Here is a 15173-nt window from a genome sequence, read left to right on the forward strand (position 1 = left end):
TTGAAAGTTGAACGACAGGAAAACGACAGCGAAGCACGGACAAGCTCTGTGTTCTGAGGACCCGATCTAGGAGTTTCCGTCCGTGACGACCGTCCAATCGCCTCCCGTACCCCCCACGGCGATACGTCCCAAAGTCGTGGCCCGCACCGGCCTGTACGCCGTGCTCGCCGCGAACGCGGCCGTCGTGACCCTCTTCGCCGTCCAGGCGGGCTTCGCCTCCAACGCGCTCGTCGTGATCGGCCGCTTCGCCGGCCTGTACAGCGCCCTGCTGATGGCGTTCCAGCTGCTGCTGGTGGCTCGGCTGCCCTGGCTGGACCGCCGCATCGGCATGGACCGGCTGACCAACTGGCATCGCTGGACCGGTTTCAGCCTGTTGTGGACGCTGGTCGGTCATGTGGTGTTCATCACCCTTGGCTATGCCGACTCCTCGTCGATGAACCCGGTGAGCCAGCTCGTCGACCTCGCCGAGACCGTCGAGGGCGTGCTGCGCGCCGCCGTCGCGATGGTGCTGATCCTGGTCGTCGGCGGCGCCTCCGGCCGCTGGGCCCGTCGGCGCCTCGCCTACGAGACCTGGCACTTCATCCACCTGTACACCTACATCGCCGTGGTGCTGGCCTTCACGCACCAGGTCGCGGTCGGTACGACCTTCACCGCGTCGTCCGCCGCCACGGCGTACTGGTACGCGGTGTGGGGGGTGGCCCTCGGCTCGGTGTTCCTGGGGCGGCTGGTCCTGCCGCTGTGGCGGAACTGGCGCCACCAACTACGCGTCGAGGCCGTCGTTCCCGAGGCCGACAACGTCGTAAGCGTTTACATCACCGGTCGTGACCTGGACCGGCTGCCCGCCCGGGCCGGCCAGTTCTTCCTGTGGCGGTTCCTGACCAAGGACCGCTGGTGGCAGGCGAACCCCTTCTCCCTCTCGGCCGCGCCCGACGGCACCCGGCTGCGCCTCACCGCGAAGGCGGCCGGCGACGGCTCCGCCGGACTGCGCCACCTCAAGCCCGGCACCCGCGTCTTCGCCGAGGGCCCCTACGGAGCCTTCACCGCCATGCACCGCACCCGGCCCGAGGCGCTGCTCATCGCCGGCGGCGTCGGCGTCACCCCGATCAGGGCGCTCCTCGAGGAGATCGACGGGCATGCGGTGGTCATCTACCGGGTGGCCGGCGAGCGGGACGCCGTGCTCTACGACGAGCTGCGCGAACTCGCCCTGACCAAGGGCGCCGAGCTGCACCTGGTCACCGGACCGCCGGTGCCGGACCAGCTGGCGCCGCGTGAACTCGCCGCGCTCGTACCGGACATCGCGGAGCGGGACGTCTTCCTGTGCGGGCCGCCGCCCATGATGAACGCGGTCCTCGGCACCCTGCGCGAGCTGGACGTGCCCAAGCCACAGATCCACTTCGAGCGCTTCAGCCTGGCGGGATGAGAGAGACATCGTGAAGCGAGTAATACCTGTCCTGGTCCTGTCCGTGGCGGGTCTGATCCCGGTCTGGCGCTACGAGCCGTCGACCGGTACGACCTCCACCACCGAGGCCGCCTCGACGCCCTCCGTGTCCTCCTCCTCGGGCTCCTCCGGCGCCTCGGGATCGAGCACCTTCACCGGTTCGACCGTGGGCACGGAGAAGGGCGACGTCCAGGTCCAGATCACCTACGACGCCGACAAGATCACGGCTGTGAAGATGCTGAAGCAGCCGAATCATCCGCAGACGACCGCGGCGGTGCCGAAGTTGATTGCAGAAACGCTTACCGCGCAGAGTGCGGACATCGACACCGTTTCCGGCGCGACCATCACGAGCGACGGTTACAAGGAGTCGCTCCAGGCCGCGATCGACGCGCAGGCGGCCGCCGCCACCGCGACCCCCTCGGCATCGGCTTCGGAAGCCGCCACGGCCTCGCAGACCGTGGCGGGTTCGACCGTGGCCACGGAGAAGGGCGACGTCCAGGTCCAGATCACCTACGACGCCGACAAGATCACGGCTGTGAAGATGCTGAAGCAGCCGAATCATCCGCAGACGACCGCGGCGGTGCCGAAGTTGATTGCGGAAACGCTTACCGCGCAGAGTGCGGACATCGACACCGTTTCCGGCGCGACCATCACGAGTGACGGTTACAAGGAGTCGCTCCAGGCCGCGATCGAAGCGAAGGGCGCCTGACGTGCACCGCGTCGAACACGTCATGGGGTTTCCGGTGTCGCTGCGGGTCGACGACGCCGTCGTCCCCGACGAGACCGGGGACGCCGTGTTCGCGTGGCTGCGCGAGGTCGACGCACGGTTCAGCCCGTTCAAGGACGACAGCGAGGTCTCCCGGTACGGCCGGGGCGAGCTGTCGGCCGACGAGCTGAGCGCCGACCTCGTGGAGGTGCTCGAGATCTGCGAGCGGTACCGGGTGGCCACCGGCGGCGCCTTCGACATCCGGCTGCCCGGTCGCGGCCTGGACCCCTGCGCGGTGGTCAAGGGCTGGTCCGTGCAGCGGGCGGCGGAGCTGCTGACCGGGGCCGGGCTCAGCCGGTTCTGCCTCAACGCGGGGGGCGACGTGGTCGTCTCCGGCGGGCCCTGGCGGGTCGGCGTACGGCATCCCGAGATCGCCGACCGGCTGTGCACCGTCCTCGAGCTCATCGACGGGGCCGTCGCGACCTCCGCTCGCTACGAGCGCGGCGACCACATCCTCGACGGCCGCACGGGCCGTCCGGTGACCGACCTCGACAGCCTCACCGTGGTGGCCCCGACCCTGACCGAGGCGGACACCGTCGCCACGGCCGCCTTCGCCATGGGCGCGGACGGTGTCGAGTGGGCGGCCGCGCGGGACGGCTGCGAGGTGTACGCCGTACTGCCCGGCGGGCGAGTGCTGCGCACCGGCGGGTTCCCGGCGGCGGAGGCAGCGGCCGCGTGAGCGCCGAGGCGGGGGCCCTGGGAGCGGCCCTGTGGCTGCTCGGCTGGAGTGCCACGGTTCTCGCCTGGACGTCGAGGCGGGGACGCCGGCCGCAGACCCGTCATCCCCGCCGGTGTCGCTGACCGGGCTGCTCCGGTACCACTCGCTCCGAAGCGGTTTCACAACGGGTTTCGGAGCAGCAGAAGAGGCGGGCCGCCGAGTGAAACCGGCGGCCCGCCTCTTCTGCTGACGACCTGACCCGTCGTTCTCAGCCGACGTCGGACGCGTCCAGGCGGTAGAGACCGCTGTAGTCGGACACGGCCGTGCCGTTCGCCTTGACCCAGGTCGAGATCTCGGAGTTCGAGGAACCCTGGCCGCTGTCGCTGACGACGATGTAGTGCAGCTTGCCCGCCTTCACGAGACTCTTCAGCTTGGCCAGGGTCATCGCGTTGTCGCTGCCGGACCAGCCGCCCATCGAGATGACCGGCTCACCGGACTCCAGGATGATCGAGGAGGCCGTCTGGTCGGTGGCCACCGCCACCAGCCAGGTGGCGCCGTCCTGGTTCGTCTTCAGGTACGTGATCATCGCGGACGACACCTCGGTATCGCCGCCCATACCCCCGCCGGTGCGACCGCCGGCGGTGCCGGACTCCGCAGTACCCGACTCGGTTGTGCCGGACTCCGCCGTGCCGGATTCGGTCGTGCCCGACTCCGTCGAGCCGCCGTCGGCCGTGGAGCCGCCGCTGTTCGACGGCGGCTGACCCATTTCCTGGCCTTCGCCCGAACCGCTGGGCGCCTCACCGGAGTTGGTTCCCGTTCCGCCGTCGGCGCCGCTGGGCCGCTGGCCTCCGTCACCGCCCATGCCCCCCATGCCGCCGGTGCTCGGCCCGGCCGTCGGATTGGTGCCGTTGGTGCTGGAGGTCGCGGCCGAGGCCGAGTAGGCGGCCGGACCGGCGAGCAGCGCCACGACCGCCGCCAGCGCCGCGACGCCCATCAGCCGCTGCCGCTTGGTGAACCGGCCGACCAGCAGCCCGATCACCGAGGCGGCCCCCGCCACACCGGCCACGACCTCGGCGACGGTGTACAGCGTTCCGGAGCCGGAGACCCGCTGCAGCAGGACGACCGCCCACAGCGAGCTCGCCGCCACCGCGCCCGGCAGCACCCAGCCCCACTTGACCGCCGATCCGTTTCGGAAAGCGTTGTAGAGCATGACGCCGCCCGCGCCGGCCAGGGCCGCGATTCCGGGCGCCATGGCGGTGACGTAGTACGGGTGGAAGGTGCCCTCGGCGAGCGCGAAGGTCAGGTAGTGCAGGACGAACCAGCCGCCCCACAGCATCAGCGCGGCCCGCCTGGCGTCCGTACGGGGCGCCCGGCCGCGCAGGACGAGACCCGCCACCAGTGCGATCGCCGCGAACGGGATCAGCCAGGAGATCTGGCCGCCCATGGTGTCGTTGAACATCCGGTACAGACCCGCCTCGCCGCCGAAGCTGGCGCCGTTGCCCTGTGAGCCCACCGACGAGCTCGCCCCGAAGATACGGCCGAAACCGTTGTAGCCGATGACGAGGTCCCAGACCGTGTTGTCCGTCGAGCCGCCGATGTACGGGCGGGACGAGGCCGGGATCAGATCGACGACGACCATCCACCAGGCACTGGAGACGATCAGCGCGACCGTGCCGACGGCAAGGTTGCGTATCCGCTTGCCCAGCGAGGCGTTCGCGGCCCACAGGTACACCAGGAAGAACGCGGGCAGGACGACGTATGCCTGCATCATCTTCGTGTTGAACGCGAAACCGATTGCGACCCCCGACCACGCCAGGGGCATCAGTCGGCCGGTGCGCACGGACTTCAGCAGTGCCGCCGCGCCCAGCAGCATCAGGAAGACGAGGATCGGGTCGGGGTTGGTGTCCCGGGTGATGGCGACCGTGATCGGGGTGAGTGTCAGCGCCAGCGCGGAGATGGTCGCCGCGACCGCGCCGAAGTCCCGCTTGATCAGCCGGTACAGAAGCGCGACGGAACCGGTTCCCACAGCGACCATCGGCAGCGTCAGCTGCCAGGTGCCGTACCCGAAGGCGCGGGCGGACAGGCCCATCACCCACAGGGCGAACGGCGGCTTGTCGACCGTGATGAAGCTGCCCGCGTCCAGGGCGCCGAAGAAGAACGCCTTCCAGCTCTTGGTGCCGCTGTAGACGGCCGCGTCGTAGAAGGTGTTGCCGGTGATCGAGGAGAGGTTCCAGGCGTAGAGGGCCGCGGCCAGGACGAGGATCGCCCAGAGGGTCGGGCGGGCCCAGCGCGGATCCTCGGGTGCGCCGGTGAACAGGCGCCTGGCGCGGGAGGAGAGTCCGCCGTCACCGGGCGGTGCAGCCCGGTGACGGGTGCCGTCCTGTCGGGCGGGGGCGGGCGGCGGGGCGAGAGTCGTCATGACGCGTGCTCCAGGTGGGTGTTCGCCCCGGTGGGCAGGACGGCGGAGGAGATGGTCGTGTGTGCCGCCGACACCTGGGGGGTGCTCGTGCGGCCGGGTAGGGCGGGGACGCGGGTGCGGCCGGTGAGGGTGGAGCGGAGCATCCGGCCCCTGCCCTTGAGGCCGTCGACGGCCGTGCGGACGATGTCGCCCTGGCTGTCGGGGGTGTCGGGGCTGCCGGGGGCGTCGGGGGCGTCGGGGGCGTCGGTCCAGTCGACCGGCACCTCGTGGACGCGGAGCCCGTTGCGCCGGGCCAGGACCAGCAGTTCGGTGTCGAAGAACCAGGCGGTGTCCTCGATGTGCGGGGCGAGCGCGCGGAAGACGTCGGCGCGGACGGCCGTGAAGGCGCACTGCGGGTCCGATATGGGGTTCCCCCCGATCGAACGGAGCCGCGAGTGCGGGAGGGCGCCGAGGCCGGCCCTGAGCAGGAGGTTGTGGAAGCGGGAGGCGAACTCCCGCTGGGTTCCCCGGGCCACGGTCGCCCGTCGGTGCAGCCGGCTGCCGATGGTGAGGTCGCTGTGGCCGGACAGCAGTGGGGCGACCAGGGGGAGGAACGCCTCCAGGCCCGTCGACAGGTTCACGTCCATGGAGGCGACGACGTCTGCGCTGGAGCGGTTCCACACGTGTTTCAGGGCGTGGCCCCGACCCTTCTCCTCCAGCCGCAGGGCGTGCACGTGCGGGAGGCGGAGTGTCAGGTCGGTCGCCGTGAACCAGGTGGCGTCCGTGCCGGCGGTGTCCGCGATCGTGATGCGGAACGGGAACGGGAAGGACCCTTCGAGGTATGCGTGGAGACGGCCGATGCTGTCGGCGAGGACGTGTGGCTCGTTGTCCACCGGCACCACGATCTCGACCGACCGTTGCCGGACGCCTCCCGCGTTCGTTTCGTTCATGGCCATGACGATCGGGGCCATGTCTGGGGGATCCCTGAGCCGGCCCTGAGGGAAGAGTGAGAATCAGCGGACTCACAGGCTGCGCACAGAGGTTGTGCGCAGAGGTCGCGCCCAGAGGCTGTGCGCAGAGGTTGTGCGCGGAGGAAACCCCTTTCACCCAGGGGCGGGTGACGTGATCCGCTGAGGGCGTGAGCCTGACGAGCGAGGTCTTCATGGTGGGGGACGACGGCGACCTCGACATCCTGGCCGGGGAACGGGACGGCCGGCCCGACGGCATGGATCTGGCCGGGACGGAGCCGTGGCGCACAACGGTCCGGGGAGCGCGGCCCTGGTGAGCGTGCATGAGGGTGACGTCGTCGCTCCGGACGAGATCCCCGCCTTCCTGGCGGAAATCGCTCCAGTACGCGCTTACTCGGAGCAGCTCGTCGTCGAGACCCGTCCACCCGACCAAACGGTCGAGAGCCACCGCCACCACACCTTTGGCCGTTTGGCCGGCGTCGAAGCGAGCGCGCGGTACGCGCAGGGGACCGGCGGCGGACTGCTGATCTGGTAAGCGGTCTAGACTCTCCCCGCAACGGCCCGAACTCGTATCGAGAGCGGGCAGAAATTGCCAGACCCGAAGGGTATTCGGCGCTTTGATACGGATAGATTCAGTCACCAAGCGATACCCGGACGGCACGGTGGCGGTCGACCGGCTCTCCCTCGACATACCGGACCGTTCGATCACCGTCCTCGTCGGCCCCTCGGGCTGCGGCAAGACGACCACCCTGCGGATGATCAACCGGATGGTCGAGCCCAGCGAGGGCACGATCCTCATCGACGGCGTGGACAGCCGTCAGCAGCCGGTCAACACCCTGCGCCGGTCCATGGGTTACGTCATCCAGAACGCCGGACTCTTCCAGCACCGCACGATCGTCGACAACATCGCCACCGTGCCCCGGATGCTCGGCTGGAGCAAGGACAAGGCCCGCGCGCGGGCGCGGGAGCTGATGGAACGGGTGGGGCTCGACGCCTCGTTCGCCAAGCGCTACCCCTACCAGCTCTCCGGCGGCCAGCAGCAGCGCGTCGGCGTGGCCCGCGCGCTCGCCGCCGACCCGCCGGTGCTGCTGATGGACGAGCCGTTCTCCGCCGTCGACCCCGTCGTCCGCAAGGGTCTTCAGGAAGAACTGCTGCGCATCCAGGCCGAGTTGGGCAAGACCATCGTCTTCGTCACGCATGACATCGACGAGGCCGTCAAGCTCGGCACGATGGTCGCGGTGCTGCGCACCGGCGGCCGGCTCGCCCAGTTCGCGCCGCCGGCCGAGCTGCTGTCCGACCCCGCCGACGCGTTCGTCGAGGACTTCCTCGGCGCCGACCGGGGCATCCGGCGCCTGTCGTTCTTCTCCTCCGCCGGCCTGGAGCTGCTCACCGCCCCGATCGTCGCGATCGACTCCACGGCCGAGCAGATCGCCGCACGCGGCGCGAGCGACGCCCCCTTCCTCCTCGTCACCGGACTTGACGGCCGTCCGCTCGGCTGGAGCGAGCCCGGCGCGCTGACCGCCGGCCGGATCGACGCCGACCGACTGCTGCCGTACGGGAGGCCGTTCGTCGCCGGGCGGGACTCGCTGCGCGCAGCCCTCGACTGCGCGGTCCTGTCGCCCACCGGCTGGGCGGTCGCCGTGGACGCCGAGGGCCGGGCCGCCGGAGTCGTCTCCCAGTCGGCCATCGGCGATGCCATCCGCGGCGCCCACGCGGCAGGCCGTGAGGAGAGGCCGACGCCCGAGGAGACCGCCCAGAAGGTCATCCGGTGAACCGCTTCTTCGACATCCCCAGCGACCTCCAGCACGACTGGCTCGGCCTCATCGGGCTCCACCTGCGCGAGGCCCTGCTGCCGGTGCTGGGCGGACTGCTGCTCGCGCTCCCGCTGGCCCAGCTCTGCGTGCGGCTGCGCTGGCTGTACCCGCCCGTGCTGTGGGTGACGACCGTGCTCTACGCCATCCCGTCCCTGGCCTTCTTCGTCGTCCTCATCGACTACACGGGGCAGACCGAGCTGACGGTGATGATCCCGCTCACCACCTACAGCCTGGTCGTGCTCGTCCCGGCGATCGTCGACGGTGTCCGTTCGGTCCCGCAGGAGACCCTCGCCGCCGCGACCGCCATGGGCTTCGGGCCCGTACGCCGTTACCTCCAGGTCCAGTTGCCGATCGCGGTGCCCGCCATCATCGCCGGCCTTCGGGTGGCCACCGTGTCCAGCATCAGCCTCGTCAGCGTCGGCATGCTGATCGGCAACCAGGGTGCGCTCGGCAACCTGCTGCACGACGCGCAGATCTACAACCGGCCGGAACTCGCCTGGAACTCCGTGATCACCAGTGCCGCGCTGGCGGTGCTCGCGGACGCCGTGCTGGTCGTCGTGCGCATCCTGCTCACCCCCTGGATGCCGAGCGGCGCGCGCGGCGGAAAGACCAAGCCCGCCGGGGTCCGGCCCGATCCGGCCGTGCCCGTTCTGAAGGACGCAGCCCGGTGAACGTAATCAACTTCGTCAGCGCCTTCTTCAGCGACAGCGCGCACTGGCACGGCTACGACGGAATTCCCACCCGCTTGTGGGAACACGTCCAGTACTCCCTGGAAGCGCTTGCCATCGCCACCGCCATCGGGCTGCCGATCGGCCTGGTAACCGGTCACTACGGACGGGGCGGAAACGTCCTTTCCCTGGTCGCCACCGCCGGCCGGGCGCTGCCCACCTTCGGCCTGCTGGTGGTGACGACCATCGTCCTCGGGTTCGGCATGCTGCCCGTGATGATCCCGCTGGTCGTCCTCGCCGTCCCACCGATCCTGGTCACCACCTACGAGGCCGTGCGCTCCGTCGATCCGTCCCCCGTGGACGCCGCGCGGGGCATGGGCATGGGCGAGGCAGGCGTCCTGCTGCGCGTCGAACTACCCGTCGCTCTCCCGCTGATCTTCGGCGGTATGCGCTCGGCGGCCATCCAGATCGTCTCCACGGCCACCATCGCCGCGTACGTCAGCCTCGGCGGCCTCGGCCGCTACATCGTCGACGGTCTCTACCAGCACGACTACGAGAAGGTGGTGGGCGGCGCCACCCTCGTCGCCGGCATGGCACTCGCGACGCTCGCGGTGTTCTGGGCGGCGGCGAAGGTGACGGTCTCACCGGGGGTGCGCCGGAGCAACTAGGACAGGTCCTGGTCCCGGCCCTGGTCCCGGCCTTGGCCCCGGTCGCGGTCCCGGCCCCCGTCCTGGTCCCGGGGCGAAGGCCGTACGGCGATCGCGTCGACCTCGAACAGCATGCCCGGCAGGGCGAGCGAGGCGACTCCGCTCAGGGTCTGCGCGGGCAGCCGCTCACCGAAGCGAGAATGCAGGGCCTTGCCCAGGATCTCGAGCCTGCCGGGGTCGTGGTCGACGATGAACGTGCCCAACCGCACGACATGCCGCAGCCCGAGGCCCACTCCGGCCAGCGCCGCCTCCAGCCGGTCGAAGGCCAGCCCCACCTGGGCGGCGAAGTCGCCGGGCACGGGGGCGCCCGACGCGTCCGAGGCGTACTGACCCGCGAGGAAGACCGGCTCGCCGGGCGCCGACACGGCATGGCTGTAGCCGAAGGGCGTGGGGTCGTGCAGGGCCGGCGGATTGGTGATCGTACGGTCGTCGTGGCTGAAGTCGCCGACGTGGCTGTCGCGGTGGCTCATGACGGAACAACCGCGGTGCGGGGGACAGTCATTCCCCCGCACCGCAGTACTGGCTCTGCTGCAACTGGCTTTGCCGTTTCCGACTGTTCCGGCTCTCCCGACTGTTACAGCCGTTTCCAGCCGTTTCCGGCCATGTCAGCCATTTCTTTCGTTTCTGTCGTTCCAGGCGTCTCTGTCGTTCCAGGCGTTTCGGCCGTTTCGGGCCGTCCGCGGCGGCGTCAGCCGCCCGAACGCGCCAGCGCCTGTTCCAGTACGACCAGCAGGGCGTCGCGTACCGACCCGCGCTCGCGGGCGTCGAACACGAGCAGCGGGATGCCTTCGGACACGTCGAGGGCCCAGCGGACCTCGTCCAGCGTGTGCGCGATCTGGCCGTCGAAAGCGTTTACGGCAACGGCGAACGGGATCTGCTTGTGCTCGAAGTAGTCGACCGCCGCGTAACAGTCGTCGAGCCGGCGGGTGTCCACGATGACGAGCCCGCCGACCGCGCCCTCCACGATGTCGTCCCACATGAACCCGAACCGCTCCTGCCCGGGTGTGCCGAACAGATACAGCTTGAGCGTCGGGTCGATGGTGATGCAGCCGAAGTCCATCGCGACCGTGGTGGTGGTCTTGCGCGGGGTGTGGCTGAGGTCGTCCACACCCGCCGCGACCTCGGTGATGGCCGCCTCGGTGGTCAGCGGCTCGATCTCGGAGATCGAGCCGACGGCGGTGGTCTTGCCCACGCCGAAGCCGCCCGCGATCACCAGTTTCACCGGCAGCGGCGGCCGTACGGCGGCCTGGCCGGCCGAGGTGCGGACCAGCGGTTCAGTCGGTGTCACGGAGTACCCCCCGGGAGTCGGGGATGGCCCGTAGGCCATCGATAACCCTGCGCAGAACGGAGGCGTCGTGGGTGACGCCGGAGTCGGGCACGTGCACCGACAGCTGCCCCGCCGTCCGGAGGTCCTCGGCGAGGACCCGCACCACGTTCAGGTGCAGCCGCAGCCTGGCCGCGATCTCCGCGATGGACTGCGGGACGCGGCAGGCGGCGACGATGTCGTGCTGTTCGAAGGAGAGCCGGTCGAGCGCGTCGAGCCCGCCGGTGGTGGCCACGAGCTGAGTCTCCACGGGCATCGTCCGGCCCGACGACGCCTCGCCGACGGCGCCCGCCACCCGGCCGGCGGTGACCAGGAAGGGCCGGACGGCGGGTGCGGGGCCGACGGGGGCGACGCCGTCCTCGCCGGCCCCGCGCGGTGTGCGGCCGTCCGCCATCGGTGTTCGCTCTCCCTACGGTGGCACGCGCTCAGCGCGTACGCGTGGCGCCGACGCTGTTCTTCAGTTCCAGGACGAGCTGCGGGCTGAGCGCCGTGCCGGCGCGGTTGGCGAACACCGTCATCTCGTAGGCGATGTTGCCCAGCTTGGCCTCCTTGTCGGTGACGACGCCGAGCACGGCGCCGCTGCCGATCGCGGAGACCAGGACGTGGCCGCCCTCCAGGTCGATGATGACCTTGTTCAGGCCGCCCAGGCCGTAGTTGCCTGAGGCGCCCGCGGCCAGGCTGGTGATGCCCGAGACGATCGCGGCCAGTCGTTCGGAGTCCGCGTGCTCGCGCAGCTCCGACACCGCGATCAGCAGTCCGTCGGAGGACACCGCGATGGCGTCCACGACCCCTGCGGTCTCGGTGGCGAAGCGGTTGAGCAGCCAGGTGAAGTCGGCTGCGGCGGCCCGCAGGTCGGTCGGCCTGGCGTCTCCGGCGGGAGTCTCACCTGTCGACGTGCTCACTGCTCGGCTCCTTCCGGAAGGTGGTTCTGGTGGTGCGTGGTGTCCCGGACGTTGATCGGATCGGCGATCGGTTCGGTCCGGTCGGACGCGTCGGACGGCTCTGTCCGGTCGGTCCGGTCGGGCGAAACGTCGGGACGGTGGTCGTGCCGGTGGTCGGGCCGGCGGTGGATCGGGTCTTCGGCGGTGGGGGCGAGGGGGCGGGTCTCGGCGGGGCGCGGGTGCTCGCCGGTGTCCCGGTGCGCGCGGGCCACGGCCGCCTCGAACTCGTCCAGCGAATCACGCACGGCGTCCGCGTCGGCGGGGCGGACGGCCTGCCGTGCGGCCTGTTGGGCGGCGGCGTCGGCGGTCGTCCGCAGCGTCGCCCCGCGCACCCGTCGCCGGAGCGGACGGGAGCCGTCGGGACCGACGGCGAACGGGTCGGCCCCGGCCCGGTCGGGAGCGGAGGGGGGACCGGCGGGCCCGGCGGCTCGGTCGAGCGCGGACGGTTCGGCGCCACGGTCGGCGGCGACCCGCTCCGTCCCGCGGACGAGGTCGCCCTCGGGGCCGGACGGGTGGGCGTGCGGCGCGGGCCCCGTCGTACGGGCGGCGGGCCGGGACTCGGCCGCGCGGCCGTACGACGCCTGCGCCGTGCCCGTGAGGGTCGTGCCGGCGAGGGTCGTGTGCTGCGCGGTACGGGCGTGGTCCTGGTCCCCGGGTTCGTCCTCGGCGCGGGCGTGGAGCGTCGCCTCGGCCGGGCGAGGCGCCGGGATCCCGACGCCGGCCGGGTAGGCGGGGGCCGCGGGCTCGGCCGTGGTCCCCGGCTCGGCCCCGGTGGTGGCCGGATCCTCGGACGGGTCGGGAACGGCGAGGGAGGCGGACTGCGCCGTACGGGCGGAGACACCGGTTTCGACGGCACGGTCGGAGGAAGCGGTTACCGCCGTACGGCCGGAGGCTGAGGAACCGGTTCCGGCAGCAACGCGGGAGGAATCGGTTTCCGCCGCACGGGTCGAGATACCGCTTTCATCGGTTTCGGCGGAGGCGCCGGTCACCGTGGAGGCGGTGTCGCGCGGCGGGTCGTCGGTGCCGGCCACCGGAGTGAGCGGGGCTTCGGTCTCTCGCTCGCCCGGGGAGGGGTCGCGGCGGGGGACCCGGCGAGGGAGCGCGGTCGGATCGTCCTCGCTGGTGGCCCAGGAGGGGACCGTGGACGGGATCGAGGACGACGGCGAGGGGCCGGCCGCGGGGGCCGACGGAGCGGCGAGCGTCGCCGCGGCCGGGGACGAAGCGGTGCCGGTGGCTGCGGGCCTGGCCACCGCGCCCAGCTCGCTCACCGTCAGGAGCAGCGTCGACGGGATCAGCACCTCGGCCGTCACGCCGCCGCCGGGGGTGCGGGACAGGGTGACGTCGACGTCCCAGCGACGGGCCAGGGCGCCGACCACGAACAGACCGAGCACCTTCGTCGGGACGACGTCGAGGCGTTCACGGCGCACGAGGCGGGAGTTCTCCTCGGCGAGGCGCTCGGCGCTCATGCCCAGACCGTGGTCGGCGATGGTGATCGAGGCGGCGTCGTCGTCGGAACCGACCACCACCTCGACGGGGCTGCCCTCGGGCGAGAACGACACGGCGTTCTCAAGGAGTTCGGCGATCATCAGCGTCAGGTCGCCGATGATGTCGGGCTCCACCATGGCCTCGCTCGCGGCGCGCAGCCGCACCCGCTGGAAGCCCTCGATCTGGCCCAGCGCGGCGCGTACGACGTTGGTGAGCTCGGTCGGCCCGGCCTCCAGGACGGTCTCGCGGATGCCGGCCAGCAGCATCAGGCTGTCGGCGTTGCGGCGCAGGCGGACCGCGATGTGGTCGATGGAGTAGAGGCGTTCGAGCAGCGCCGGGTCCGTCTCGCCGCGCTCCACCGCGTCGATCAGGGCGAGTTGACGAGTCGTCAGGTTGCTGACGCGGCGACCGACGTTGCCGAACATCTCGGCGACGTTGCGCCGGCTGAGCACCTGGCGTTCCAGCAGTGCGGCCGCGGTGGTCTGCACGTTGTTGAAGGCCTCGGCGAGTTCACCGATCTCGTCGTCCGCGGTGACCGGCAGCTCACGCAGCTTCGGGGGGCCGGACTCCTCGGCGTCGTCGTCGGCGACGCGGGCGAGCTCGCGGCCCGCGACGTCGGCCACCTCCTGGGCGGCCCCCGTCAGCGCCAGCACCGGGCGGACCACGGAACGGCGTACCAGGATGGAGAAGGCGATCCACAGGGCGAAGCTGAGCAGGGCCAGGTTCAGCAGCAGGCCCGCGCGCCACTGGGCGCTGGAGGCGGTGTCGTCGGCCCGGTCGGCGATCTGGTCGATGAGCGACGCGGTGATCTTCAGCCGGGTCCGGGCCTGTGCGCTGTAGTCGGGGTAGGAGGCGATGGCCGCCCGGAACGCCGTACGGATCTCGGCCTTGGAATCGGCCTGCAACGCGCTCGGATCCACGGCCAGTTCGGCGTAGTGCTGGCCGATCGAAGCCTGCGAGGAGTTGTGCTCGATACCGCCGAACTCGTCGGTCTGCGCCTCGTTGGCGAACCGCCCGAACCGCTCGGCCTGGTAGGTGAACAGTTCGTACGAGCCGACCGCGCCGGTGAACTCGATGAGGGCGTTGCTGTCGCCGGTCCGGGCGGAGAACACGCCGGTCTCGAAGGCGCCGTGCGCGGCGTCGGCGCGCAGCAGCGAGTCGAGGAGGTTGCCGGTGAAGGTCGTCGCGAGGTCGGCGTTGCGGTCCAGGCCCAGGCCGTCGATGAGGCCGTCGGCCGCACCCGAGTACGCCGGGTCGATGTTGTCCGCGGGCAGATAGCCCTGCTCGATGGTGGCCCGCAGGCCGGCCAGGCCCTGGACCTCCTTCAGAGCCTGTACCTCGGAGTCCGGAAGCCGGTCGCCGAAGGCGTCGACCACCTTCTGCACCTGCGTGTCCACGGCGGCCTGGGCCTGCCGGTAGCCGTCGGTGGAGGGGGTGCCGCCGTCGAAGGACGCCTCGTGCCGCACGGAGAGCAGGATCGCCTGCTGGTGTTCGTCCTGCAGCACGGCGACGAGCTGGGCGACCTGGGCGCTGTCGCGCACCAGTTGGGCGGCGTCCTCGGCGCGGTTGGACTCCTGCACCAGGTCGACGATGAGGTACGTCAGCAGCAGCGCGATCACCGTCAGCGGGATACCGACGAGTACGTTCAGCTTGCGCTGGAAGGGCCACCGGTCTGCGAAACCCCGCAGGCCGCGGCGTGCGGACGGGGGTGCCGAGGATGCCGACCGGGCGGGCGCGTCCACCTCTTTCGTGGACACCGGGCCTCCTTCAAGGGGGTGCTGCGGGCGTGCGAGGGGCTTCTGCATGCATGCCGACTTTCTGCACACACGTGTCCGAATATGAATGATACGGAAGCGGCCCCCGTACACCGCTGTGGCCGACGCCGACTGCTGTGGCGGACGCCAACTCCGGCGAGACTATCCCCTATTCGAACGGTCGAGCGCGTCGCCCTACGTCAAGAATCCATTACGAAGAGGTGTACAGGCGCCTTTCGGGGGCCTCCCGGG

Annotated in this window: 15 protein-coding genes; 8 read left to right on the forward strand and 7 right to left on the reverse strand. The window is 71.0% G+C overall.

The features are described 5' to 3' along the window. Positions 1-82: 82 nt before the first annotated feature. From ACIRPU_RS10460 to ACIRPU_RS10470, 3 genes are read left to right on the forward strand one after another with little or no spacing between them, the layout of a single operon-like run. Positions 83-1420: a ferric reductase-like transmembrane domain-containing protein gene (locus tag ACIRPU_RS10460; protein WP_403864414.1), complete on the forward strand. Its 1338-nt coding sequence runs from the start codon at positions 83-85 to the stop codon at positions 1418-1420. Between the two features lie 10 nt (positions 1421-1430). Beyond that, complete coding sequence (locus ACIRPU_RS10465; RefSeq protein ID WP_403864417.1) at positions 1431-2147, forward strand: FMN-binding protein; 717 nt, start codon at positions 1431-1433, stop codon at positions 2145-2147. Between the two features lie 22 nt (positions 2148-2169). Further along, entirely contained in the window at positions 2170-2883 is a 714-nt protein-coding gene (locus ACIRPU_RS10470) for an FAD:protein FMN transferase (RefSeq protein WP_403865074.1), read from the forward strand. Positions 2884-3130: 247 nt separating this feature from the next. Here the strand turns inward: ACIRPU_RS10470 and ACIRPU_RS10475 are convergent, their stop codons facing one another. Both ACIRPU_RS10475 and ACIRPU_RS10480 read right to left on the reverse strand, forming a co-directional pair. After that, entirely contained in the window at positions 3131-5281 is a 2151-nt protein-coding gene (locus ACIRPU_RS10475; RefSeq protein ID WP_403864420.1) for a glycosyltransferase family 39 protein, read from the reverse strand. After that, complete coding sequence (locus ACIRPU_RS10480; protein ID WP_403864423.1) at positions 5278-6210, reverse strand: glycosyltransferase; 933 nt, start codon at positions 6208-6210, stop codon at positions 5278-5280. The genes ACIRPU_RS10475 and ACIRPU_RS10480 overlap by 4 nt, the downstream gene beginning before the upstream one ends. A 188-nt stretch (positions 6211-6398) precedes the next feature. Between ACIRPU_RS10480 and ACIRPU_RS10485 the strand changes: the two genes are divergently transcribed. The 5 genes from ACIRPU_RS10485 to ACIRPU_RS10505 all read left to right on the forward strand — a co-directional run bounded on the left by ACIRPU_RS10485 (position 6399) and on the right by ACIRPU_RS10505 (position 9378). After that, positions 6399-6545: a hypothetical protein gene (locus ACIRPU_RS10485; protein ID WP_403864426.1), complete on the forward strand. Its 147-nt coding sequence runs from the start codon at positions 6399-6401 to the stop codon at positions 6543-6545. After that, positions 6542-6763, forward strand: coding sequence for a hypothetical protein (locus ACIRPU_RS10490; protein WP_403864429.1), 222 nt, complete (start codon positions 6542-6544; stop codon positions 6761-6763). The genes ACIRPU_RS10485 and ACIRPU_RS10490 overlap by 4 nt, the downstream gene beginning before the upstream one ends. A gap of 82 nt (positions 6764-6845) precedes the next feature. Beyond that, complete coding sequence (locus tag ACIRPU_RS10495) at positions 6846-8000, forward strand: ABC transporter ATP-binding protein (RefSeq protein ID WP_403864432.1); 1155 nt, start codon at positions 6846-6848, stop codon at positions 7998-8000. Further along, positions 7997-8713: an ABC transporter permease gene (locus ACIRPU_RS10500; protein ID WP_403864435.1), complete on the forward strand. Its 717-nt coding sequence runs from the start codon at positions 7997-7999 to the stop codon at positions 8711-8713. Before ACIRPU_RS10495 ends, ACIRPU_RS10500 begins: the two co-directional genes overlap by 4 nt. After that, on the forward strand, positions 8710-9378 hold the full coding sequence (locus ACIRPU_RS10505; RefSeq protein ID WP_403864438.1) for an ABC transporter permease: 669 nt from the start codon (positions 8710-8712) through the stop codon (positions 9376-9378). Before ACIRPU_RS10500 ends, ACIRPU_RS10505 begins: the two co-directional genes overlap by 4 nt. On the opposite strand, the gene ACIRPU_RS10510 is transcribed toward ACIRPU_RS10505, so the two are convergent. From ACIRPU_RS10510 to ACIRPU_RS10530, 5 genes are all read right to left on the reverse strand, one after another. Next, positions 9375-9887: a RidA family protein gene (locus ACIRPU_RS10510; protein WP_403864441.1), complete on the reverse strand. Its 513-nt coding sequence runs from the start codon at positions 9885-9887 to the stop codon at positions 9375-9377. The two genes, ACIRPU_RS10505 and ACIRPU_RS10510, sit on opposite strands and share 4 nt — an antisense overlap. Positions 9888-10105: 218 nt before the next feature. Next, a complete protein-coding gene (locus ACIRPU_RS10515; protein WP_351759268.1) occupies positions 10106-10705 on the reverse strand; it encodes an ATP/GTP-binding protein in 600 nt (199 codons plus the stop codon). Further along, positions 10692-11135 carry a DUF742 domain-containing protein gene (locus ACIRPU_RS10520; RefSeq protein ID WP_355707348.1) on the reverse strand — a complete coding sequence of 148 codons (444 nt, stop codon included), beginning with the start codon at positions 11133-11135 and terminating at the stop codon, positions 10692-10694. The genes ACIRPU_RS10515 and ACIRPU_RS10520 overlap by 14 nt, the downstream gene beginning before the upstream one ends. 31 nt (positions 11136-11166) lie before the next feature. Then, positions 11167-11643, reverse strand: a complete 477-nt coding sequence (locus tag ACIRPU_RS10525) for a roadblock/LC7 domain-containing protein (protein ID WP_190147619.1) — start codon at positions 11641-11643, stop codon at positions 11167-11169. Then, positions 11640-14924: an ATP-binding protein gene (locus ACIRPU_RS10530; protein WP_403864446.1), complete on the reverse strand. Its 3285-nt coding sequence runs from the start codon at positions 14922-14924 to the stop codon at positions 11640-11642. The genes ACIRPU_RS10525 and ACIRPU_RS10530 overlap by 4 nt, the downstream gene beginning before the upstream one ends. Between the last annotated feature and the right edge of the window lie 249 nt (positions 14925-15173).

Origin of the sequence: Streptomyces sp. NPDC102259 (genome assembly GCF_044766465.1) — a bacterium.
In the GTDB taxonomy this organism is placed as follows: domain Bacteria; phylum Actinomycetota; class Actinomycetes; order Streptomycetales; family Streptomycetaceae; genus Streptomyces.